Genomic DNA, 19554 nt, shown 5'->3' with positions numbered 1-19554 from the left:
GTTTGCGGTAGCCCTGGCTTCTGAGATTTCGATGGACCTACCCGGCTTCGGGCAACGAACGGGACGGCCGCAGTAGAGGGGTGACGGGGGATGGAGCAGGACAGAGCGCCGACTGATCCGGTTCAGACGAAGCGGACGGTGTCCTATTCCGTCAGGTGGGTCGCCAGTTGGCTGCGCGCCAACCGCCTGGGACTGTTTTGCGTGGCGATCGTGGTAGGGGTGGGCGCCGGCCTCGGTGCGGCGGCTTTTCGCTACCTGGTTTTTGCGTTCACCTGGGTCGCGACCGGACACGACGAGTTCGGCCAACAAGGGTGGGCGGCCAGCGACCACCTGCCTTGGCTGGGAGTCGGGTTTTACGCGGTCATTCCCGTCGTCGGTGGATTACTGTACGGACCGCTGATCGCCCGGTTTGCGCCCGAGGCGCGGGGCCACGGCGTGCCGGAAGTCATGATTGCCGTCGCAGAGAACGGCGGCCGCATTCGGCCCCAGGTAACCGTGGTGAAGGCGCTGGCCTCGGCGATGTGCATCGGGACGGGCGGCTCGGTCGGGCGTGAAGGACCGATCGTGCAAATTGGCGCGGCGCTGGCCTCAGGCTTCGGTCAGTGGGTCCGGATGCCGGAGAACCGGCTGCGGGTGTTAGTGGCCTGCGGCGCCGCCGGCGGCATCTCGGCAACCTTCAACGCCCCGATCACCGGAGTGTTCTTCGCCGTTGAACTGATCCTGCGCGACCTCTCCGTCGACGCGATCTTCACCATCATGCTTTCGGCGATGGTTGCCGACGTGATCGCCCGTGTGTTCTTCGGCTCCGCACCCGTCATCACCCAGCTCCCGGACGGCATCGAGCTGAATCACATCGCCAACTACTTGTTGATCGCATTGCTTGCCGCCGTCGCCGGTCTGATCGGGATCGTCTTCAAGAATCTGTTGTACAAGACCGAGGATGTGTGTGACCGGATATGGGGCGACCGCCCGATCTGGGCGCGACCGGCGGTCGGCGGGATCGTGCTCGGCCTGCTGCTGCTCGCCGTACCCCAGCTCTACGGGGTTGGCTATCCGGTCATGTACGCCGCCTTTGCCGGCCACTACGCACTTTGGTTCCTGGTGATCCTCGCCGCCGGCAAGATGCTGGCCTGCAGCCTCACCATCGGGATCGGCGGCTCCGGCGGAGTGTTCGCTCCCTCCCTGTTCATCGGGGCAACATCGGGCATGGCTTTCGGCGTCGTCATGCAGCACGTCATAGGTACCGCGGTCGGCCACCCCGCGCTCTACGCCATCGTCGGCATGGCGGCGGTCTTCGCTTCCGCCGCACGGGCCCCGCTTACGGCGCTGGCCAGCACGGTCGAGATGACCGGGGACTTCACCCTGACCTTGCCAGTCATGCTGGCTGTTGCTGTTGGCACCACCGTGTCGCGTGGGCTTTCGTACGGCACCATCTACACCACCAAACTCTTACGCCGCGGCTTCGACATAGACAGGCCCACTCCGACGCATGCCTTCGCCGACCTCACGGTCGCGGACGCCATGCACGCGTTCACCGCACCACTCGATCTCGCCAAGCCCACGGTCGGCGCCGCGCCAGACCGCACGGCGGTGCTCGGACCCGTGACCCGAATCCGCGAACCCCAGGCGCTGTTTGCCAACGACAGCCTCGCCCAGGCCTTGCGTCAACTCGTTCTCTATGGACGCGACGGCCTGCCGGTGATCGACACCGATGCCCGGCACGTTCAGGGTTGGCTCACCAACCAGAACGTACTGCGGGCGGTCGGCGCGCACTTCACCCACGTAGACCGCAACGGCGGCAGCGGAGCCGCGGATGTCTCCGACCCGTTGAAAGCGCCGGACGCCGAACATGATCCGCGTAGCGAACTCGACGGCTACTGCATCATCGAATACACCCTGGCATCGAATTCAGCAGCGGTAGGCCGCAACCTCGATGAACTGGAGTGGCCGCCGGGCCACCTCCCGGTGTCCGTTGTGCACAACCGTCGACTCGTCGACGCGCGGCCTACCGTGCGGCTTGCGGCAGGCGATCGCGTCAATGTTCTTGTACCAAAGACCGATTCGGGTGATGCCGCGTCGGAATCCCGTTCCTAGACCTCAGGACTTGGTGCGCGCAGTCTTCGCGGCGTCCTTCTCGGTGGTCTTGCCCTTGTGGGCCAGCTCCCCGCCGGCGCTTTCCAGGTGCGCCCGGACGAACCATTGGAACTTCTCCAGCTGACCCGCCTGGCCGATCAGCAGGTCCTGGGTCACCTGGTCGAGTTCGTCTGTCTCGTCGATATATTGGCGGATGTCCTCGATGACGCCGGTGTACACCAGGTCCAGCGCGGCCAGGTGAGCCTGGACCGTGTCGCGGCCCACCGAGTAGTCGTCCCACGAGCGGTCCTTGATGATGGCACCGGGCGTGCCCTGCGGCGAAGCACCAAGGGCCGCAATGCGTTCGGCGACGTCGTCGGCAAATCCGCGGACCGCCTCGACCTGCGGGTCGATCATCTCGTGTACGCCGATGAAGTTCGGGCCCACCACGTTCCAGTGGATGTGCTTCAGCGTGAGGTGCAGGTCGTTGTAGGTGCTCAGTTGCTTCTGCAGCAGTTCGGTGAGCCGCGCCGCCTGCTTGTCGGTCAATCCCGGAATCGTGAACTGAGTCATCGGTTGTTTCCTAGCTTCCTTCCATGGGGTTCACACACGGTTACTGCCCCGTTGGGTACCCGGTGGCCCTAGTGAAAAACGCTACGGATCAAAGTGAGTGGATTTGCTGCACCGGCAGCCGCGGACCCCGGCGTGGTTCGTACGCCAGTCCGCTGGCCTCGAGGAGTCGGACCACCCGCTGGCGGTGCGGTCGCATCGGCTCGAGCAGTTCGAGCATGCCCGCGTCGTCGACGGGCCGTCCCAGCAACGTCCAGCCGATCATTTTGGGGATGTGATAGTCGCCCACCGACACGGCGTCGGCGTCGCCGAAGGCGCGTTGTGCCGTCTCGGCGGCGGTCCACTCCCCCACGCCCGGCAGCGACGTGAGCGCCGCGCGCGCCTGCACGGCCGGCCGCGTCACCAGCCGCTCCAGCGAGGGGGCCCGGCGCGCACAGGTGACCACCGTCTGCGCGCGCCTCGGGTCGACGTTGGCGCGATGGAACTCCCACGACGGGATGTGTCTCCAGACCTGCGCGTCCGGCATGACCCGCATGCCGTGCGGCGCCGGCCCCGGCGCCGGCGTGCCGTACTTCGACACCAGCACCCGCCAGGAGCGAAACGCGTCGGCTCCGGGCACCCGCTGCTCGATGATCGCCGGGATCAGAGCCTCCAGTACCAGGCCGGTTCGTCCCAGGCGCAGGTGTGGAACCCGCTGGTAGGCGGCGGCGACCGTCGGATGTCCCGGCACGAAGTCCGAGTCGTCGTCCTCAAGACCGAGCATGGCGGGCAGCATCTCGGCGAACTCCTCCGCGCCGCTGCCCCACGCCACGGCGTGCGCGGCATTGGGGGCGACGCGGCTGATCCGGGCCGTGACGGGGCCGGTGGGCAGCAGGCTGGTGCGCCAGATCGAGCCGTCACCGGGGGTCCGGAAGCACGGGTCCCCCAGGCCGCGACGAAGGGGCGCCAACGTGTGCCCGAAGCTGACGGCCCCGGGAAACACGACCGTGCGCGCGCTCTGCACCTGATGACTCCCCGACTTCCGTGATTGACCGTGAACTGCGTGCCACGTCAATATTGCGTTGTGATGACGCCGTTCGATGACCCTCAGGGCGAACTGGCCTGGATGTTCCTGCAGAGCACCAGCGACGACGGTGATCTGGACGAGGGCTTCGCCCTGCTCAGCGACGACTTCACCTACTGGACGCTCTACACGCGCACGTCCTGCGACAAGGAGGCGTTTCGGCGCGGGATCGAGCGACGCAAACGAGAACTCGAAGTGACCATCGACCTGGTGCGCTGTGTCAACGAGGGAGAGAGCGTGGTGGTCGAGGCGCAGGCGACCGGCACCACGTCCTCCGGGGTCGAGTACGACAGCCCGTTCGTGTGCATCTTCGACACCCGTGACGGGCTGATCGTCTCGATGCGCCTCTACGGCGACACCCGCGCGGTGGCGACCGCCCTTCCCGGCTGGGTCCCCTACTGAGCCGAGACGCTGATGTCGGCCTTGTTCGGGTAGAACGCGACATGCCCGGCGATCGCCGCGACCGCGGGATACGGCTGCTCGTACGTCCAGATCACGTCGTCGACGGTGTCACCGGCCGAGGTGGTCACGCTGTAGTAGCTGGCGTCGCCCTTGAAGGGGCAGTACGTGCTGGTGTCGGTCCGGGTGAGCCGATCCTGCACCACGTCGGCGATCGGGATGTATTGCACCGCAGGCAAAGTGGCTTCGCGCAGTTCCAACGCGGCGGTGGTGTCGGCGACGAGTTCGCCGTTGACGCGCACCTGCACTCGCCCCTTGGTGGGCTCGATGGTGATCGGGTGCCCCGCGTTGGGTTCTTTGATTTCCGGGTGGGCCATGATGGTTCCTCCTTCAGGCGCCTGTCAGTACGTTAACGCGCGTCCGCGGTCAAGCCTTCCCGTCCGGTCGGGCCGAATGCGTAGCGGTGGTATTGCGACATGTTCGCCATCGCCTGCACCCGCGACATGAGCTTGCCGAGGACTCGAGCCGACCGCGGCAACCGCGCGAAGGTGTCCGACTCGAACCATCGTTCCCAGGACAGCAGCCGGGCCGCCGGCACCGCCTTGAGGATGTCGTCGGGCCCGTCGATCGCCCAGTGCAGCGTGGCCCCCGACCGCCGCACCACCGTGTTGAGCCATTGCGACCTGATCCCTAGCCAATTGAACACGTCGAACTGCAGCTCACCCGAACCGAACCGGTCGACCACCCGGCGCAGTAGCGCGGTGCCGTCCTGCTCGGTGAGGTACATGGTCAGCCCCTCCGCGATCATCAGGGTGGGGCGGTCGGCGGGGATGTCCGCCAGCCAGGCGGGGTCGGTGACCGAGGCGGCGATGACGCGGTAGTGGTCGCGGCTCGGGTAGAGCTGGGTGCGCAGCGCCGCAACCTCGGGGTAGTCGACGTCGTACCACTGGACGTCCGGGCCCGGCTGCAGGCGGAAAACCCGGCTGTCCAGCCCGCAGCCCAGGTGTAACACGACCGAATGCGGGTGCGCTGCAAGGAATTTGCGCGTCCACTCGTCGAAGTGCGCCGACCGCGTGGTCACCGACGGCGCCCGCCGCGCGGTAATGGTCGTCTTCGTCCAGTCGTAGTCGATGCGCTCGACGATCTCCTTCGCGTACCGATCGCGCAGGATCGGGTGTTCGAAGTCGGCGTCCAGCGCCTTGGCGTACAGCGTCGCCAGCATGGTCTGGGGTGCGCCGCTGAGATCGACGGGCACTCGCGCGGTCGTCATACCGCTCGAGGCTAGTTGCCCGCGAGGCGGCGCGCCGCGCCCTGAACGCCGCTCGGCGTGGTGTTCAGCCGGGAGTCGCGGTCTTACCCTTGGCATTTCGCATCGCCGCCCAGAAGCGGGCCGCCTCGCGGATGGACTCCTCGACCGGCCGCGGTTGCCAACCCAATTCGCGCACGGCCTTGCTGTGGTCGAGGGGTGCTTCGGCGCGCATCATGCGCACCGACGCGAGGCTCAGTTCGGCGTCCTTGCCGGTGAGCCGTGCGCGCAGGTTGCCCAGCACCCCGAGCGCGTACAGCATCGGGACGGAGATCGAGCGCCGCGGCGCCGGTACCCCGGCCTCGTCGGCCGCGATCCGGACCACCTCTTTCAACGCGATCATCCGTTCGGAGATCAGATATCGCTCGCCGATGCGCCCGCGCTCGGCGGCCAGGATCATGGCCCGGGCGGCGTCGGTGACACCGACGACTTCCAGCGCGATGCCCTCCATCGTGAAGGGCAGCTTGCCGAAGACCGCGCCGGCGATGAAGGCGCCGTGCGGGGTGCGGCCCCAGTCGCCGTCGCCGTACGTCGTCGACACGCACATCGCCACCGCCGGCAGCCCGGCCTCGGCCACGTAGCGCATCACCAGGTTCTCGGCCTGGACCCGGGACTTGACGTAGTCCGACAGTCCCCGGGTGCCCACGACGTCGTCTTCGGTCGCGACATGCCCGTGGCGCCGGCCGACGGTCGCGTACGTGCTGGTGAACACGAACCGGCGCAGGTCCGGTTGCGTGACGGCGACATCGAGAACGTTGCGCAGGCCTTCGACGTTGGTGCGAAACAGCGGGGCGGTGTCGCGCAGCCAGGCGCGGGTGTTGACGACGCAGTAGTAGACGTCATCGACGCCGTCCATCGCCTCGCGCAGCACGCCGGCGTCGAACACGTCGCCGTGAAACCGGGTGACGTCCAAGTCGTCGATGGAACGGGTGTTGGCGTTCGGCCGCACCATGGCACGGACGTCGAAGCCGTCGGCGACGAGCTGGCGGGTCACGTGCGATCCCAGGAAGCCGTTGGCGCCGATGACGAGCTTGGGTTTGGTGGTCACTGCGCCCCTCCGTACTGGTCCATGAACCGCGCGGCGTCCTCGTCGAGGGTGCCGAGCTCCTGCGCCTTGCGGCACCACTTCAACGTGGCCCGCACGAAGCGCAGCGGGTTGTAGATGTCTTCCTGCTGACGCCACAGGCCATCACCGGCGTAGGTGATGATCGAGATGTTCGTCGCGCCGATGACGGTGCCGTCGCCGGGATCGCGCATCGGGTTGTCGAGCTCCATGATGATGCGACCCGTGGGCTCGTCGATCACCGACCACAGCGACGGGAACGCGACCATGTGGCTGCCGGGAAAACTGCCCATCGTCCGGCTGATCCACTCGCGGACCTCGTCGCGGCCGTGCATGGTGCCCGCCGCGTGTTCGATGTAGACGACGTCGGGCGTGTAGTGCTGGACCCAGGCGTCCCAGTCCTTTGACTGCGCCGCCGCATCGACGGTCGCTTCGAATTTCTCGAACGCGGCGGCCAGTTCGCTACGGGAGAACTTCGGCGTGCTCATAATTTCGCGGCACCATTGCAGCTCATCGGCGGAGTGTAACCTGGCCTTGTTCCTGCCCGAGTGCTAGCCGGTTATGGAGGACGAAGCATGACCAACCAGAAAGCGATTCTCGCCGGCGGCTGCTTTTGGGGGATGCAGGAACTGATCCGCAAGCAGCCGGGCGTGGTGTCGACGCGGGTCGGTTACACCGGCGGTGACGTCCCCAATGCGACCTACCGCAATCACGGCACCCACGCCGAAGCGATCGAGATCGTCTACGACCCGGCGGTCACCGACTACCGCGCGATCCTGGAATTCTTCTTCCAGATCCACGATCCGACAACGAAAGACCGGCAGGGCAACGACCTCGGGCCCAGTTACCGGTCGGCCATTTTCTACCTGGACGACGAGCAGAAGCGGATCGCGCTGGACACCATCGCCGATGTCGAGGCGTCCGGGTTGTGGCCCGGCAAGGTGGTGACCGAGGTCAGCCCGGCCGGCGACTTCTGGGAAGCCGAACCCGAACACCAGGACTACCTGCAGCACTATCCCAACGGGTACACCTGCCACTTCATCCGTCCGGGCTGGAAACTGCCGCGGCGCGCGGCGGCCGGTCAGTAACCGCGATCAGCGCCGCCGCACCGTAATTCGGCCGCCGTCCTTCGGGGTGAACGCGACCCCGCGGCAGTGCCAGCGCTCGCCGGGAGCGTCCGTGGTCTCAATGGTCAAGCGGCGCAACACCGTTCGCAGCACGACGTCCATTTCCATGTTGGCGAACGCCGCTCCCACGCAACGGCGGGTGCCGCCGCCGAAGGGAATCCACGACAACGCCGACGGTTTGGTTCCGATGTAGCGCTGCGGGTCGAAACGGTCGGGATCGGGGAAGACGTCCGGGTTGCTGTGAATCTGCCCGATGCCCACGATGATCGAATCGCCGCGGGGAATGGCCCACTCGCCGAGGTGGTAAACCTCGGGGTAGACGTGGCGGCCGGCGAGATCGATGACGGTTCTGGCCCGCTGCACCTCCAGGATGGTGGCCTGGCGCAGTTCGCTGCCGCCGTTGTCCGCCTCCTCGACGAGCGCGGACAGCAGGTCGGGGTGGCGGCTGATCCGTTCAAACGCCCAGCCCAGCGTGGACGCGGTGGTTTCGTGCCCGGCCGCCAACAAGGTGAGCAGCTCATCCCCAATGTCCTTGCGCGACATGGCCGAACCGTCTTCGTAGGTGGTGCGCAGCAGCATCGCGAGGACATCGGTCCGCTCGGCGAAGTTCGAATCGGCCCGCTCGTCGTCGATCAGCTTGTCGATGACTCGGTCATACCGGCGCCGCCATTCGGCCAGCCGGCCCCACGGGCTGTACCGGCCATAGTCGCGTTTGGGCATCGGCACCGACGCCAGTCGCGAGCCCAGCGTGACCCACGGCGGAATCAGCTCGCGCAACTCGTCGAGTTCGGCGCCTTCGGCGCCGAAAACCGCACGCAGAATGGCGTTTAGCGTGATCCGCATCATCGGCGGCAGTGTGGGGAAGGGCTTGCCCTCGGGCCAGTCGGCGATTTCGCGCAGCGTCTCTTCTTCGATGATGCTCTCGTACTTCTTCATGCTCTTGCCGTGGAACGGCGGGGCCAACAGCCGGCGCCGTTGCCGATGCTCGTCGCCCTCGAGCGCGAACACCGAACCGGTACCGAACAGCCTGCCCAGGTTGGGCTGGATGTTGCCGAGCTCGTCGGGGCTGGTGGTGAAGATCTGCTTGGCCAGCTGCGGGTCACCCACGGCGATCACCCGCCCATACATCGGCAGGTTCAGGGTGAACACGTCGCCGTGCCGGCGCGCCAGCTGTTGGATCATCCAGCGCCGCGACATCGCGAAGCCGAGACCCTGCAGCACCTTGGGAATTCGGGCCGCCGGGGGCAATTTGACGGTGGCCGTTGGCGTCGCGACTTGCTGGCTCATGACGATGGCTTCTCCCAACATCCGCCCCGGCACCGGCGTGGTACGCCGATGTACCGCGGCATCTCCTGGGTACGGTACTCTGAAGTACCAAGCCTGACAAGGTGCCGCACTCACCGAAAGGGGCGCCTGCGTGACATCAGCGGTGGCAGCGACGGCCGATGAGGCCGTCGGCGGCGATCCGTTTCGGCAGCGGCTGCTCGACGGCCTCGCCGCCTCGATCAGCGAGCGCGGTTACCGCGCCAGCACCGTCGCCGACGTCGTCCGCTACGCGCGCACGTCCAAGCGCACGTTCTACGACCACTTCGCCGGCAAACAGGAGTGTTTCCTGGAACTGTTGGGCGTCGACATCGAAATCCTCGGCCAGCGCATCGAGTCCGCCGTCGATCCCGAAGCCGACTGGCACCAGCAGATACGCCAGGCCGTCGAGGCCTACGTCGCCCACATCGAATCCCGGCCGGCCATCACCTTGAGCTTGATCCGGGAACTGCCGTCACTGGGCGACGCCGCTCGCCCGGTCCAGCGCCGCGGCCTGCAGGTGCTGTCCACCCTGCTGATCGACCTCAGCGCAAGTCCGGGATTCCGCCGAGCCCAGCTGCCGCCGTTGACCACGCCGCTGGCCGTGGTTCTGTTGGGCGGTCTGCGTGAACTCACCGCCCTTGCGGTCGAAGACGGTCGGGCCGTCCGTGAGATCGTCGAGCCGGCCGTGGATGCATCCGTCGCTCTGCTGGGTCCCCGGCACTGACAACGCGGAAAGCCGTCGCGCGAACGGTTTTCGGGGCCTAGGCTCATCGCCGGAATGGCTTTTGCGGAAACGGAGGACCTAGCGATGCGGCTGTCAACCCGAAATCAGCTCAAAGGGACCATCACCGAGGTCGACCTCGGCGCGGTGATGGCGGTGGTCAAGGTGACGCTCGACGGCGGCGACCAGGTCATCACGTCGTCGGTCACCAAGGATGCCGCGGCCGACCTCGGGCTCAAGGTCGGTCAGAAAGCGACCGTGTTCATCAAGTCGACAGAAGTCACCATCGGCGTCGACTGACTCAGAGTTTCATGAACGCGCGCAACCGATCCAGAACCAAATCTGGTCGCTGCGCGACGATCCAGTGACCGACTCCGTCGACCAGCTCCACCTCGAAATCGCTTATGTGGTCGGCGTATCCGTCCAAAAGCCGCGGAGTGATCACCGGATCGTCAGTCCCGCTCAACCAGCGGACCGGTATGTCGACTCGACGATCGTCGTACTCACCGCTCAGCCAGCTGCGCATCTCCGTGGTCTGGAAGCTGCGATACCACCGTGATCCGGCCTCCGCGTGCCCGGGTTGGCGCATGCACTCGGCGTACAACCGCACGCTTTCCTCGGGCAGCGGAAACCCGCCGCCGACCCACGAACCCAGCAGCCGCAGAAACCGCCAGTGGGGATCGCTGAGCACCCGGGGCCCGATCGCGGGCAGCAACATCGGAACCTGATACCAGAACCGCCACAGGTCGCGGGCCGCCGCCAAATCGAACTTCGCCCAGGGCGCCACGGTGTTGAGCCCGAAAAAGCCGGTCACCTTCTCCGGATGGCGCAACATCATGATGAAGGCGGCGGGCCCACCCCAGTCGTGGGCGACAAGCTTCACTTTGGCGATCCGCAGGTCGTCGAGCACGCCCGCAAGGTCCTCGGCCATCTCCGCCTTCAGATACCGCGAGCGGGGCGCCGAACTCCAGCCCGCACCCCGCAGGTCGGGACACAACACCCGGTAACCGTCGGCGGCCAGCGGACCGATCAGCTCGTGCCACTCCCACCAGTTCTCCGGGAAGCCGTGCACCAGCATGACGGCCGGTCCGTCGGCCGGACCGGCGTCCGCGACGTGGATGGTGACGCCGCTTCCCAGCTCGACGTACCTGTGTTCGACGCCGTCCAGCGCGGGCATGGTGACCATGCCTTGAAAAGCTAGCGCACTGCGCCTATTTCAGGAACCGCTCGACGTACGGTGCGAAGCGTTCGCGCAGGCGGCCCTCGCTCAACCCGAACATTTCGTAGGACGTCTCGACGTTGCCCAATCGCCCGCGCCGGTGGCCCGCGAGGTAGTCGCCGACGGCCCTGCGCGCCTCGTCGGTGAACGGTTCGCCGGCCAGGGCGTACACCCGCTCGGCCACGCCGAGCTCGTCGGCCATGAAGTCGTCGAAGCGGATGTCGATCGAGCGGTCCGGACCGATGGTGTCGCGGTCGCGCACGAGCGCGGTCAGCATCTGATCCAGACGGTCGATCCAGGAGTTGGCGATCTGCTCCACCGGCACCGGCGAGCGGTGCATGCGGGCGGAGTAGGTGATCATCGCGATCATCGACAGCGCCACCGGGACCGGGTCGCGATGGGTGAACACGACGATGCTGTCGGGAAAGACCCGGTCCAAGACCGGCACCTGTTCGAGATGCTGGGGCGATTTGAGCAGCCAGCGCCGCCCACCGCGCAGAAACTGCATCGCGCGGAGCTGGGTGGCCAAGTACTCGTAGTGCGGCGTCTGATCGTGAGCCTGGTAGTAGTCGCGCCAGCGGGGCACGTCGGCGAGCGTCTCCAGCAGCATCGTGGACACGTCGTTGGCCAGCAGCTGGATCTCTTCGTGGACGTGATCGGTGGTCATCTCGTGCATCAGCGCGAAATGCGGCATCACCATGTTGATCACCCCGACCGCGACATCCATCCGGCTTCTGCGCGGATCCGGCTCGGCGCCAACCTCATTCGGCATCGGGAACGGCTCGTTGCTTTCCCAGTACGGCATGGTGCGGAAGGTCGGCGCCGCGGCGAGCAGATTGTGCAGGTGGGTGGTGCCGGTGCGGGGTAGGCCCGCGATGACCACCGGTGAACGCAGTTCGATCTCGTGGATCTCGGGATGGCGAGTCAGCAAGTCGGTCAACAACAACCGGTTCTTGAGGATTTGCAGTAGCTGCCCATAGAAGTTCACCACGCCCGCGTCGTGCAGCCCGTCGATCTCGCGCAGTGCGGCGAGGTAGACCTCGAGGCGCTCGCGGTAGTCGTCGGGCCCGAAGTCGTGCAGGCCGGTGTCGGCGCTGGCCTGAGCGTGCAGCGCGTCGGCATCCAACGGGCACTGGGCGGCCATCGAGGCCATCATGTCCAGGATCTGCTGGCCCTCGGCGCTGAAGCGCGGTCGGTCGAGGTCATCGAGGCGAACGGTCACGGCGACTTATGTTACTCTGAGTTTCGTAATGGTAGTGGATTTTGGCAGACCCCGTGACCCCCGGATCGACGCCGCGGTGCTTCGCGCGACGGTCGAACTGCTGGCCGAGACCGGCTATCCCGGGTTGCTGGTCTCCGCCATTGCCGAACGCGCCGGCACCAGCAAGCCCGCCATCTACCGTCGCTGGCCCAGCAAGGCGCACCTGGTGCACGAGGCGGTGTTCCCGATCGGCGCCGGAACCGCCATCCCCGATACCACGTCGACGGCCGACGGCCTGCGCGAGATGGTCCGCCGCACAATGGCTTTCCTGACCACGCCGGCCGCCAGGGCGGCCCTGCCGGGGCTCATCGGCGAGCTGGCCGCGGACCCGACGCTGCATTCGGCGCTGCTGGAGCGCTTCGCCGGTGTCATCGGCGGCGGCCTCGCCGACTGGCTGGCGGCGGCCGCGGCACGCGGCGACGTGCGGCCGGACGTCACCGCGGCCGAGCTGGCCGAAACCATCGCCGGCATCACGCTGGTGGCCCTGCTCACCCGCGCCACCGAACTCGACGATGCGTGGGTCGAGCGCACCACCAGGTTGCTCCTGAAAGGAATCACCGCATGACGCACCAATCGACCGAGGCGTGGCAGGAACTGCTGAAAACCCTTGGCGAACTGGGTCACTCATTCCTCCAAGGTGACCGTGCGGTCACCGACGACCGCCATGTCGCCGACGGCTACCGGATGCTCGCCGCCACCCTGGGCATGGCCCTGGACACCTACCTCTTTCCTGAACCGGGCCGGCCACAGTTCGTCGCGGTGAACACGCCGTTCCGCCGCGACCGCCGCTGGGGCGGCGACAACACCGACGCCTACTACTTCATCTGCCCGATCGATCCCGCGCGCCGGTACCGGATCAGCGGGAACAAGGGTGACAGCGTGTACTTTTCGGTGACCGCCTACAACGAGCCAACCCCGGGCGCGTGGTCGGACCGGGTGGTCGCGATCGTCCGCGACACCGATCTCGATGTCGACGCCGACGGGAACTTCGCCTTCGAATTTCCCGCCACGCCGGACGCGGCCGTGCTGATGACCCGCGACTACCAGGCCGACCCCCTGACCGGCCGCCCGGTGACGTGGCACATCGAGGCGCTCGACGAGGCCGATCCCATCCGGCACGGCGACGCCGAGACCGCGGCGAGCCTGCGCGCCGCCGCCACCTGGCTGCGGACCATGTTCGCGATCGTGCCGCTGGCGGTCGGAGACCGGGTCGACGAACAGCACGCGCTCGGGCACGAAACCGCCCCTGCTGCCAACGCATTCGCCGATCCCTATCAGGTGCCGGACGCCAACTTCGGTTGGTCGGCGCGTGACGCCTGCTACTCCTACGGCAGCTTCGTGCTCGACGACGACGAGGCGCTGGTGATCACGCACCGGCCGCCGTCGTGCAGGTTCTGGAACCTGGTGGTGTGGAACCAGTTCATGGCGACCTTCGGCGCGCAGGACGCCCGGTGCTCCCTCAACGGCCACAGCGCCGTCACCAACAGCGACGGCTCGGTGACGGTCGTCTTGTCGAACAGCGCGACGAAGCACCCCAATTCGCTTACCACGCTGGGTTATCCGCGTGGCAATCTGGCGTTTCGCTGGTTCCTGGCCGACGGCGTGCCGCAGCGGCCCGAGGTGCGACTCGTCAAGGCCGCCGACGTCCCGACCGGCACGCACTGATGCTCCGGTTTCGCCGAGCGTGCAATGAGGGCGAAAAGCGGCGAAAATCCCGCCGCCAGTGCACGTTCGGCGGTAGCTAGGCGACCTCGCGGACCAGCTCGATCGCGCGGCCCAGCGTCTCCAGTTTCGCGTCCAGGGTGTCGCCCGCGGGATACAGCCGCACCGTGTTCACGCCGGCGTCTCGCCACACCGTCAGGCGCGCTGAGACCATCGCCTCTGTCCCGATCAGCGTGGTGGCCAGCACCATCTCGTCGGTCACCACACCGGCCGCCCCGTCGCGGTCGCCGCGCTGCCAGCGCTTCCGCACCTCGGCGGCGACGTCCGCCCAGCCCTGCCGGCTGTAGGCCTGGTTGTAGAAATTCGTCCCCGACGATCCCATGCCGCCGAGGCTGAAGGCCAGCTCTTTCTTGCGGCCCGCGACCATGCCCTTCAGCTCGTCTTCGTCTGCGGCGAAAGCGACTTCGGCGCCCTGGCAGATGTCGATGTCGGCGCGGGCGCGGTTCGCGGCGGCCAGCCCCTCGTCGAGGTGGGCGAAGTAGGCGTCGCCGGCTCCTTCGGGAACGAAGCTGGTGCCCAGCCAGCCGTCGGCAACCCGCCCGGTCAACCGCAGCATCGCCGGTGACAGCGCGGCCAGATAGACCGGAATGGCGTGCTCGGCGCGGGTCGACAAGCGCATCGGCACCGCCTCACCGCCGGGCCGGGGGATCTCGAATTCCCTTCCCGCATAGGAGATCTTCCCGCCCGCGAAGACCTGCCGCACGATGTCGACCGTTTCGGAGATGCGAGCAAGCGGCCGGCTGAACGAGACACCGTGCAGGCCCTCGATCACTTGGGGACCGGAGGCGCCCAAACCGAGCAGGAATCGTCCGTTCGACAGATTGGACAGCGTGACCGCGGTCTGGGCGACCAGGACCGGCGATCGGGTGCCGACCTGCAGCACGCCGGAACCGAGCAGCATCCGCTCGGTCCGCGCCGCCAAGTAGCCCAGCGCCGACGGCGCATCCGCGCCCCACGCCTCGGCCACCCAGCAGACGTCGAGACCCAGTTTCTCCGCCTCGGCGACGAAGGCCACGACCTCGGCGGTTTGGCTCCCGGTGCCCGACAACTCGACCGTCGTGGCGGTCCGCATCAATGCACTCCGTGTTCGGCCAACCGCTTGATCGCCGCGAGGGTTTTCCCGATCGCGCCCTCGAACTCGCGCAGCCGCACGAACACGATTTTCTGTTCCTTGTCGGGCATCGATTCGATGGCCACCGACAGGCCCGAGCGTCCCGGCCCCATCTGCATCCAGTAGTTCAGCTCGGTGCCGCCATCGCGCGGCGTCAGCCGGAATCGCCACTTCGCGGCGGGATCGTCGTAGTCACCGACCGCCCAAGCGAATTCACGTGGTTCATCGCAGGCCACGATATGCGAGGTGCTGGTCCACTGCCCGAACGCATCGTGCTCGTTGTGTCCGACGAACCGAGCGCCGACCCGCGGACCGTCCGATCCCTCGGCCCATTCCACGGCCTTGAGTTCACTGCTGAACGCCGGCATCAGCGCGATGTCGGAGACCAGGCTCCACACCCGTGCCGGATCGGCGTCGATCCACGTCGAGGCCTCCACGGTCGGGGTGTCCGCGTAACGCGCGCCGGTCCATTCCACGGACCTCATTGTGCCCCTGTCCCGGCCCGAGGCAACGCCCGGACCGCGGACTTATGCGGCGATCGGCTCGGGCTCGGGAGACTTCTCGGCGCCGGACTTGTGCACCCACGAGTCCGGGACGCTCAGCCGGACGATCTTGCGGACGACGGTGCCGAACTGGCGCAGCAGCGGACCGCGGTTGTACGGGATGCCGTAGCGTTCGCAAATCGCCTGCACCTCGGGCGCGATGTCGGCGTAGCGGCGCGCGGGCATGTCGGGGAACAGGTGGTGCTCGATCTGGTGCGAAAGATTGCCCGACAGCAGGTGAAAGATCTTGCCGCCCGTCAGGTTTGCCGAGCCGAGGATCTGGCGGAAGTACCACATGCCGCGTGACTCGTCCTTGGTTTCCTCGACGGTGAATTCCTGCGTCCCGTCCGGGAAGTGGCCGCAGAAGATGATCATGTACGACCACACGTTGCGCATCAGGTTGGCGGTGAGGTTGCCGGTGAAGACGAACGGCGCGAAGGGTCCGGCCAGCAGCGGGAAGGCGACGTAGTCCTTCAGGGTCTGGCGGCGGGTCTTGCGCCAGATGGCCCGCAGGACTTCGCGCTTGTCCTCGAGCCGGATTTCACCGGAGCGGATGCGCTCGGTTTCGAGCTCGTGCAGCGCAACGCCGTACTGGAACAACACCATCAGCAGGAATGCGTAGATCGGGTTGCCGAGGAAGTACGGCTGCCAGCGCTGGTCTTCGCTCATCCGCAGAATTCCGTAGCCGATGTCGCGGTCCATTCCCACGATGTTGGTGTGAGTGTGATGCATGTAGTTGTGCGAGTGCCGCCATTGGTCGGCGGGGCATGCCGTGTCCCACTCGAAGGTGCGACCGGAGATGGCCGGGTCACGCATCCAGTCGTACTGACCGTGCATGATGTTGTGGCCGATCTCCATGTTGTCCAGGATCTTCGACAGTCCCAGCATCGCGGTGCCGGCGAGCCATGCCGGGGGCAGGAACCCGGCGAACAACAGCGCCCGGCCACCGACTTCCAGCGCACGCTGCGCCTTGATGACGCGGCGGATGTAGTCGGCGTCCTGCTCGCCGAGTTCTGCCATCACGCGTTCCTTGATGGCGTCGAGTTCGCGGCCGAATGCGTCGGCCTGTTCGGGTGTCAGGGCAATCTTGGCGTTCGACATTGTCTGTCCTCCAGAGGTTTTCAGGGGCTGGAATGGCCTGCCGCTACAGTGACAGGTCCACGTCACCGACCGGAACGGACACGCAGATCTGCACGTCCTCGTCGGGAGCGGTCGAGACCGCACCGGTGACCAGGTTGCGCACGGTGCCGGCGGTCTTACGCCGCGTGCAGGTGTGGCAGATGCCCATCCGGCATCCGTTTTCGGGCGACAGCCCGGCCGACTCAGCCTGCTCCAACAGCGAGCGTCCGTCGTCGACGATGTCAACACCGCTGTCGGAGAACGTGACTCGTCCACCCGACGGATTGGCCGGCACATCGAGTGCCGGCGGCACGAAGCTCTCGGTGTAGACGTTGTCGCAGTGCGACCGCACGGCATCGACCAAAGGCGCTGGGCCGCAGACGAATACCGCGTCGGGGGACGTCATCGCGGCGGCCAGGTGCTCCGCGCCGAAGCGTCCGGCGAGGTCGCCGCCCTCGGAGCGGGTGTAGCCGTGCAGCACCCGGACGCCGGGCATGGCGCTCAGCTCGTCGCGATAGCAGGCCTCGGCCGGCGTGCGCGCGTAGTGGACGAATGCGATGTCGCCGTCGTGGCCCCGGGCGACCAGCGTCCGCAGCATCGACATCACCGGGGTGATGCCGCTTCCCCCGGAGACGAAGAGGATTCGCCTCGGGCTGCGCGGTCCCGGCGCCGGCAACGTGAAGTCGCCGCCGGTGCCGGTCAGACCGACCACCATGCCGCGGTGCGCGTGGTCGTACAGATAGTTCGAGACCAGGCCGCCGTCGTGGCGGCCGATGGTCAACTCGAGGGTGGCGGCGCCTTCGGCGTTGGCGGGCGAATAGCACCGGATGTGGCGCCGGCCGTCGATCTCCACGGCGAGGTTGACGTACTGCCCGGCCTTGAGGGTGTGAGCCGACACGAAGGTGTCGTTGGGGGTCAGGGTCAGGGTGACGCTGCGGGGTGTGGTCCGGCGCACGTCGGTCACCTTGGCGCGGGCTTCGCCCAGCGTCCAGGTCGGCGCCACCAGTTCGGTGTAGCGGTCGACGCCGTGCGGACCGGTCAGCAGGTCTAGGAGCTCTGAACCCAACACGCGCTGCCGAAGTGTCCGCGCGAGGACCCGGCCAGAAACTTGAGCGGTTTGAGTGAACATATGTACACCGTGCGGCCACGACGGCCATCCAGTCAAGGGTTTAATGCCTGGCTGTGGTAGGGTTCACACAGTGAACAGCCGTACTCCTAGCTCACGGGGACGGGGCTCAGGGCGCGAGCGTGCGCGCGAAAGCCAGTCGCGCGAGGAGCGCAAGGAGGCGACGCGCCGGGCCATCATCGCCGCGGCACTCAAGCTCCTGCAGGACCGCAGTTTCTCCAGCTTGAGCCTGCGCGAGGTGACCCGTGAGGTCGGGATCGTTCCGGCGGCGTTCTACCGGCACTTCGAATCGATGGAGGCCCTGGGCCTGGTCCTGATCGACGAGTCGTTCCGGAGCTTGCGCGACACCCTGCGCGACGCCCGTGCCGGCAAGCTCGACCCGAATCGGGTGATCGAGTCATCCGTCGAGATCCTGGTCGCCAGCGTCGCCGACAGGCGCGAACACTGGCGCCTCATCGGCCGGGAGCGCAACAGCGGCCTGTCGGTGCTGCGCTACGCCATCCGCACCGAGATCCGGCTGATCACGTCCGAGCTGGCCACCGACCTTGCCCGATTCCCCGGCCTGAACAAGTGGACCACCGAGGATCTCAACGTGCTGGCCACCCTGTTCGTCAACGCCATGATCGTCATCGCGGAGGCCATCGAGGATTCGCAGAGCGCCGAGGCGACCGAGGACATCCGCCGGCTCGCGGTCAAGCAGTTGCGGATGATCGCGACCGGCATCGCCGGTTGGCGAAGCACGCCCTGATTCGCCCGGCTGGAGTAAACAGCCGAGCACTGACTTACTCGTCGACGACGTCGTAGAGCGAGTCACCGTCCTCCGGGGTGCCGTCGATCTGACCCCGGTGCGCGCGCCGGGGACCGTCGTCGACCGGCTCGACGGCGTCGGGCACGTCGGGCTCCTCGGCCGCCAGTCGGGCGTCGAGGGATTCGCCCTCGCGTTCTTCTCGGGCCGTCATGCCGAACCGGTCGGCCTCGCTCCAGCCCTCAGGCGGGTCGACCACGATGTCCCCGTCGTCGTTGCGCAATTCGTCCGAGTCGGTGCCTTCACTCGGGTTCAAGGTGTCACCCGGGCCGCCCTCTTCGGGGAAGTCCGCGGGGTCCACGTCGGCCTGCGGGTTATCGCTCATGCCCACCCGGTTGCCCGCGGTGTCGGGGGGCTAAACGCGGGCGGCGGGCCATTGGGCCGCGTCACTACCGTGGCGGGCGCCACATGGCCCACAGGCTCGGGCCGTCGTCGGGCAGCACGATCTCACGGGTGACGCTGAAGCCGAAACGCTCGTAGTACGGCACATTTTCGGGCTTGCTCGACTCGAGATAGGCCGGGCAGTACTCGGCGTCGCAGCGGTCCAGCCGCGACCGCATCAGCGCCTGCCCGAACCCCGTGCCGCGGACCGACGGGTCGCTGCCGATCACGGCCAGATACCAGTGCGGTTCCTCGGGGTGCACGCTTTTCATCAATTCCTGTACCGCACGCCCCCGCATCGAGCGCAGCCCGAACACCCGGATGAACGTCGGTGTCATCGCCAGTTGACCGCGGGGCGTCTCCTGCCACTGATCGGGCGGATCCCACAGCGCCGCCGCGCCGATATCCGCCTGCGCGCCGGCCACCTCGACGCCACCGCGGGAAAGGTGGTGATGGCGGGTCATCGTCGCGAACAACCGCGACAGGTGCGCGATCCGCTTGTCCTGATCGGGAATCAGCCAGATCATCACCGGGTCGTCGTAGAACGCGCGGGCCAGCGTGCGTGACAGCTTGCGGACATCGGCTTTGACTGCCGGGCGGACCTGCGGGGTCATCTGCATCACGCTAGTGCGTGTGAGGCC

The 19554-nt window shown here is 67.1% G+C and carries 23 protein-coding genes; 8 read left to right on the top strand and 15 right to left on the bottom strand.

The genetic code is table 11. From position 1 onward, the window contains the following. The first annotated feature begins 90 nt into the window (after positions 1 to 90). Positions 91 to 2094, top strand: coding sequence for a chloride channel protein (locus DQP57_RS05730; protein ID WP_112632077.1), 2004 nt, complete (start codon positions 91 to 93; stop codon positions 2092 to 2094). Between the two features lie 3 nt (positions 2095 to 2097). Here the strand turns inward: DQP57_RS05730 and DQP57_RS05725 are convergent, their stop codons facing one another. Continuing rightward, complete coding sequence (locus DQP57_RS05725; protein WP_112632076.1) at positions 2098 to 2646, bottom strand: Dps family protein; 549 nt, start codon at positions 2644 to 2646, stop codon at positions 2098 to 2100. Positions 2647 to 2734: 88 nt separating this feature from the next. Beyond that, entirely contained in the window at positions 2735 to 3646 is a 912-nt protein-coding gene (locus tag DQP57_RS05720) for a DNA-3-methyladenine glycosylase family protein (protein WP_112632075.1), read from the bottom strand. A gap of 60 nt (positions 3647 to 3706) precedes the next feature. Between DQP57_RS05720 and DQP57_RS05715 the strand changes: the two genes are divergently transcribed. Continuing rightward, complete coding sequence (locus DQP57_RS05715) at positions 3707 to 4108, top strand: nuclear transport factor 2 family protein (RefSeq protein WP_112632074.1); 402 nt, start codon at positions 3707 to 3709, stop codon at positions 4106 to 4108. On the opposite strand, the gene DQP57_RS05710 is transcribed toward DQP57_RS05715, so the two are convergent. The 4 genes from DQP57_RS05710 to DQP57_RS05695 form a co-directional block, all read right to left on the bottom strand. Then, a complete protein-coding gene (locus DQP57_RS05710; protein WP_112632073.1) occupies positions 4102 to 4482 on the bottom strand; it encodes a DUF427 domain-containing protein in 381 nt (126 codons plus the stop codon). The genes DQP57_RS05715 and DQP57_RS05710 overlap by 7 nt on opposite strands. Positions 4483 to 4514: 32 nt before the next feature. Then, positions 4515 to 5360 (bottom strand): class I SAM-dependent methyltransferase, encoded by an 846-nt coding sequence (locus DQP57_RS05705; RefSeq protein ID WP_112632123.1) that lies wholly within the window; start codon positions 5358 to 5360, stop codon positions 4515 to 4517. 79 nt (positions 5361 to 5439) lie between these two features. Next, entirely contained in the window at positions 5440 to 6459 is a 1020-nt protein-coding gene (locus DQP57_RS05700) for an NAD-dependent epimerase/dehydratase family protein (RefSeq protein ID WP_112632072.1), read from the bottom strand. Beyond that, positions 6456 to 6962 carry a nuclear transport factor 2 family protein gene (locus tag DQP57_RS05695; protein WP_112632071.1) on the bottom strand — a complete coding sequence of 169 codons (507 nt, stop codon included), beginning with the start codon at positions 6960 to 6962 and terminating at the stop codon, positions 6456 to 6458. Before DQP57_RS05695 ends, DQP57_RS05700 begins: the two co-directional genes overlap by 4 nt. Before the next feature lie 87 nt (positions 6963 to 7049). On the opposite strand from DQP57_RS05695, the gene msrA reads away from it, so the two are divergent. After that, positions 7050 to 7562, top strand: a complete 513-nt coding sequence (gene msrA / locus DQP57_RS05690; RefSeq protein WP_112632070.1) for a peptide-methionine (S)-S-oxide reductase MsrA — start codon at positions 7050 to 7052, stop codon at positions 7560 to 7562. Between the two features lie 6 nt (positions 7563 to 7568). Here the strand turns inward: msrA and DQP57_RS05685 are convergent, their stop codons facing one another. Then, on the bottom strand, positions 7569 to 8888 hold the full coding sequence (locus DQP57_RS05685) for a cytochrome P450 (protein ID WP_112632122.1): 1320 nt from the start codon (positions 8886 to 8888) through the stop codon (positions 7569 to 7571). Positions 8889 to 9018: 130 nt separating this feature from the next. Between DQP57_RS05685 and DQP57_RS05680 the strand changes: the two genes are divergently transcribed. Next, positions 9019 to 9630 carry a TetR/AcrR family transcriptional regulator gene (locus DQP57_RS05680; RefSeq protein ID WP_240631684.1) on the top strand — a complete coding sequence of 204 codons (612 nt, stop codon included), beginning with the start codon at positions 9019 to 9021 and terminating at the stop codon, positions 9628 to 9630. An 84-nt stretch (positions 9631 to 9714) separates the two neighbouring features. Further along, positions 9715 to 9927: a TOBE domain-containing protein gene (locus DQP57_RS05675; RefSeq protein ID WP_112632068.1), complete on the top strand. Its 213-nt coding sequence runs from the start codon at positions 9715 to 9717 to the stop codon at positions 9925 to 9927. A gap of 1 nt (position 9928) precedes the next feature. Here DQP57_RS05675 and DQP57_RS05670 read toward each other — a convergent pair whose 3' ends face one another. Together DQP57_RS05670 and DQP57_RS05665 are read right to left on the bottom strand one after the other, a co-directional pair. Then, on the bottom strand, positions 9929 to 10813 hold the full coding sequence (locus tag DQP57_RS05670) for an alpha/beta fold hydrolase (RefSeq protein ID WP_112632067.1): 885 nt from the start codon (positions 10811 to 10813) through the stop codon (positions 9929 to 9931). Positions 10814 to 10838: 25 nt separating this feature from the next. Beyond that, on the bottom strand, positions 10839 to 12068 hold the full coding sequence (locus tag DQP57_RS05665; protein ID WP_112632066.1) for a sulfotransferase family protein: 1230 nt from the start codon (positions 12066 to 12068) through the stop codon (positions 10839 to 10841). Positions 12069 to 12096: 28 nt separating this feature from the next. On the opposite strand from DQP57_RS05665, the gene DQP57_RS05660 reads away from it, so the two are divergent. Then, positions 12097 to 12672, top strand: coding sequence for a TetR/AcrR family transcriptional regulator (locus tag DQP57_RS05660; RefSeq protein WP_112632065.1), 576 nt, complete (start codon positions 12097 to 12099; stop codon positions 12670 to 12672). Further along, complete coding sequence (locus tag DQP57_RS05655; RefSeq protein WP_112632064.1) at positions 12669 to 13772, top strand: DUF1214 domain-containing protein; 1104 nt, start codon at positions 12669 to 12671, stop codon at positions 13770 to 13772. The genes DQP57_RS05660 and DQP57_RS05655 overlap by 4 nt, the downstream gene beginning before the upstream one ends. 76 nt (positions 13773 to 13848) lie before the next feature. On the opposite strand, the gene DQP57_RS05650 is transcribed toward DQP57_RS05655, so the two are convergent. The 4 genes from DQP57_RS05650 to DQP57_RS05635 are packed head-to-tail and all read right to left on the bottom strand — an operon-like array spanning position 13849 to position 17730. Next, complete coding sequence (locus DQP57_RS05650) at positions 13849 to 14901, bottom strand: LLM class flavin-dependent oxidoreductase (RefSeq protein ID WP_112632063.1); 1053 nt, start codon at positions 14899 to 14901, stop codon at positions 13849 to 13851. Then, the gene (locus DQP57_RS05645) at positions 14901 to 15425 is read right to left on the bottom strand and encodes an SRPBCC family protein (protein WP_205869051.1); all 525 of its coding nucleotides are present in this window, start codon (positions 15423 to 15425) and stop codon (positions 14901 to 14903) included. The genes DQP57_RS05650 and DQP57_RS05645 overlap by 1 nt, the downstream gene beginning before the upstream one ends. 42 nt (positions 15426 to 15467) lie before the next feature. Next, on the bottom strand, positions 15468 to 16583 hold the full coding sequence (locus DQP57_RS05640) for a fatty acid desaturase family protein (RefSeq protein ID WP_112632061.1): 1116 nt from the start codon (positions 16581 to 16583) through the stop codon (positions 15468 to 15470). Positions 16584 to 16626: 43 nt separating this feature from the next. Continuing rightward, on the bottom strand, positions 16627 to 17730 hold the full coding sequence (locus DQP57_RS05635) for a ferredoxin reductase (protein WP_112632060.1): 1104 nt from the start codon (positions 17728 to 17730) through the stop codon (positions 16627 to 16629). Between the two features lie 43 nt (positions 17731 to 17773). Between DQP57_RS05635 and DQP57_RS05630 the strand changes: the two genes are divergently transcribed. Further along, on the top strand, positions 17774 to 18475 hold the full coding sequence (locus DQP57_RS05630; protein WP_205869050.1) for a TetR family transcriptional regulator: 702 nt from the start codon (positions 17774 to 17776) through the stop codon (positions 18473 to 18475). 34 nt (positions 18476 to 18509) lie between these two features. On the opposite strand, the gene DQP57_RS05625 is transcribed toward DQP57_RS05630, so the two are convergent. Together DQP57_RS05625 and DQP57_RS05620 are read right to left on the bottom strand one after the other, a co-directional pair. Further along, positions 18510 to 18857, bottom strand: a complete 348-nt coding sequence (locus DQP57_RS05625; protein WP_112632058.1) for a hypothetical protein — start codon at positions 18855 to 18857, stop codon at positions 18510 to 18512. A 64-nt stretch (positions 18858 to 18921) separates the two neighbouring features. Beyond that, entirely contained in the window at positions 18922 to 19527 is a 606-nt protein-coding gene (locus DQP57_RS05620; RefSeq protein ID WP_112632121.1) for a GNAT family N-acetyltransferase, read from the bottom strand. Between the last annotated feature and the right edge of the window lie 27 nt (positions 19528 to 19554).

It is taken from the genome of Mycobacterium colombiense (assembly GCF_003284935.1).
Classification (GTDB): Bacteria; Actinomycetota; Actinomycetes; order Mycobacteriales; family Mycobacteriaceae; genus Mycobacterium; species Mycobacterium arosiense_A.
Note: the sequence above shows the minus strand (reverse complement) of the source record. Positions and strands in the feature narration are given on the sequence as shown.

Bases quoted from the DNA above. Each gene is read 5' to 3' on its own strand.
- DQP57_RS05640 (WP_112632061.1), bottom strand. From the start codon at position 16,583: ATGTCGAACGCCAAGATTGCCCTGACACCCGAACAGGCCGACGCATTC.
- DQP57_RS05645 (WP_205869051.1), bottom strand. From the start codon at position 15,425: ATGAGGTCCGTGGAATGGACCGGCGCGCGTTACGCGGACACCCCGACC.
- DQP57_RS05725 (WP_112632076.1), bottom strand. From the start codon at position 2,646: ATGACTCAGTTCACGATTCCGGGATTGACCGACAAGCAGGCGGCGCGG.
- DQP57_RS05675 (WP_112632068.1), top strand. From the start codon at position 9,715: ATGCGGCTGTCAACCCGAAATCAGCTCAAAGGGACCATCACCGAGGTC.
- DQP57_RS05695 (WP_112632071.1), bottom strand. From the start codon at position 6,962: ATGAGCACGCCGAAGTTCTCCCGTAGCGAACTGGCCGCCGCGTTCGAG.
- DQP57_RS05685 (WP_112632122.1), bottom strand. From the start codon at position 8,888: ATGAGCCAGCAAGTCGCGACGCCAACGGCCACCGTCAAATTGCCCCCG.
- DQP57_RS05710 (WP_112632073.1), bottom strand. From the start codon at position 4,482: ATGGCCCACCCGGAAATCAAAGAACCCAACGCGGGGCACCCGATCACC.
- DQP57_RS05650 (WP_112632063.1), bottom strand. From the start codon at position 14,901: ATGCGGACCGCCACGACGGTCGAGTTGTCGGGCACCGGGAGCCAAACC.
- DQP57_RS05660 (WP_112632065.1), top strand. From the start codon at position 12,097: ATGGTAGTGGATTTTGGCAGACCCCGTGACCCCCGGATCGACGCCGCG.
- DQP57_RS05730 (WP_112632077.1), top strand. From the start codon at position 91: ATGGAGCAGGACAGAGCGCCGACTGATCCGGTTCAGACGAAGCGGACG.
- DQP57_RS05635 (WP_112632060.1), bottom strand. From the start codon at position 17,730: ATGTTCACTCAAACCGCTCAAGTTTCTGGCCGGGTCCTCGCGCGGACA.
- DQP57_RS05620 (WP_112632121.1), bottom strand. From the start codon at position 19,527: ATGACCCCGCAGGTCCGCCCGGCAGTCAAAGCCGATGTCCGCAAGCTG.
- DQP57_RS05655 (WP_112632064.1), top strand. From the start codon at position 12,669: ATGACGCACCAATCGACCGAGGCGTGGCAGGAACTGCTGAAAACCCTT.
- DQP57_RS05670 (WP_112632067.1), bottom strand. From the start codon at position 10,813: ATGGTCACCATGCCCGCGCTGGACGGCGTCGAACACAGGTACGTCGAG.
- DQP57_RS05625 (WP_112632058.1), bottom strand. From the start codon at position 18,857: ATGAGCGATAACCCGCAGGCCGACGTGGACCCCGCGGACTTCCCCGAA.
- DQP57_RS05630 (WP_205869050.1), top strand. From the start codon at position 17,774: ATGCCTGGCTGTGGTAGGGTTCACACAGTGAACAGCCGTACTCCTAGC.
- msrA (WP_112632070.1), top strand. From the start codon at position 7,050: ATGACCAACCAGAAAGCGATTCTCGCCGGCGGCTGCTTTTGGGGGATG.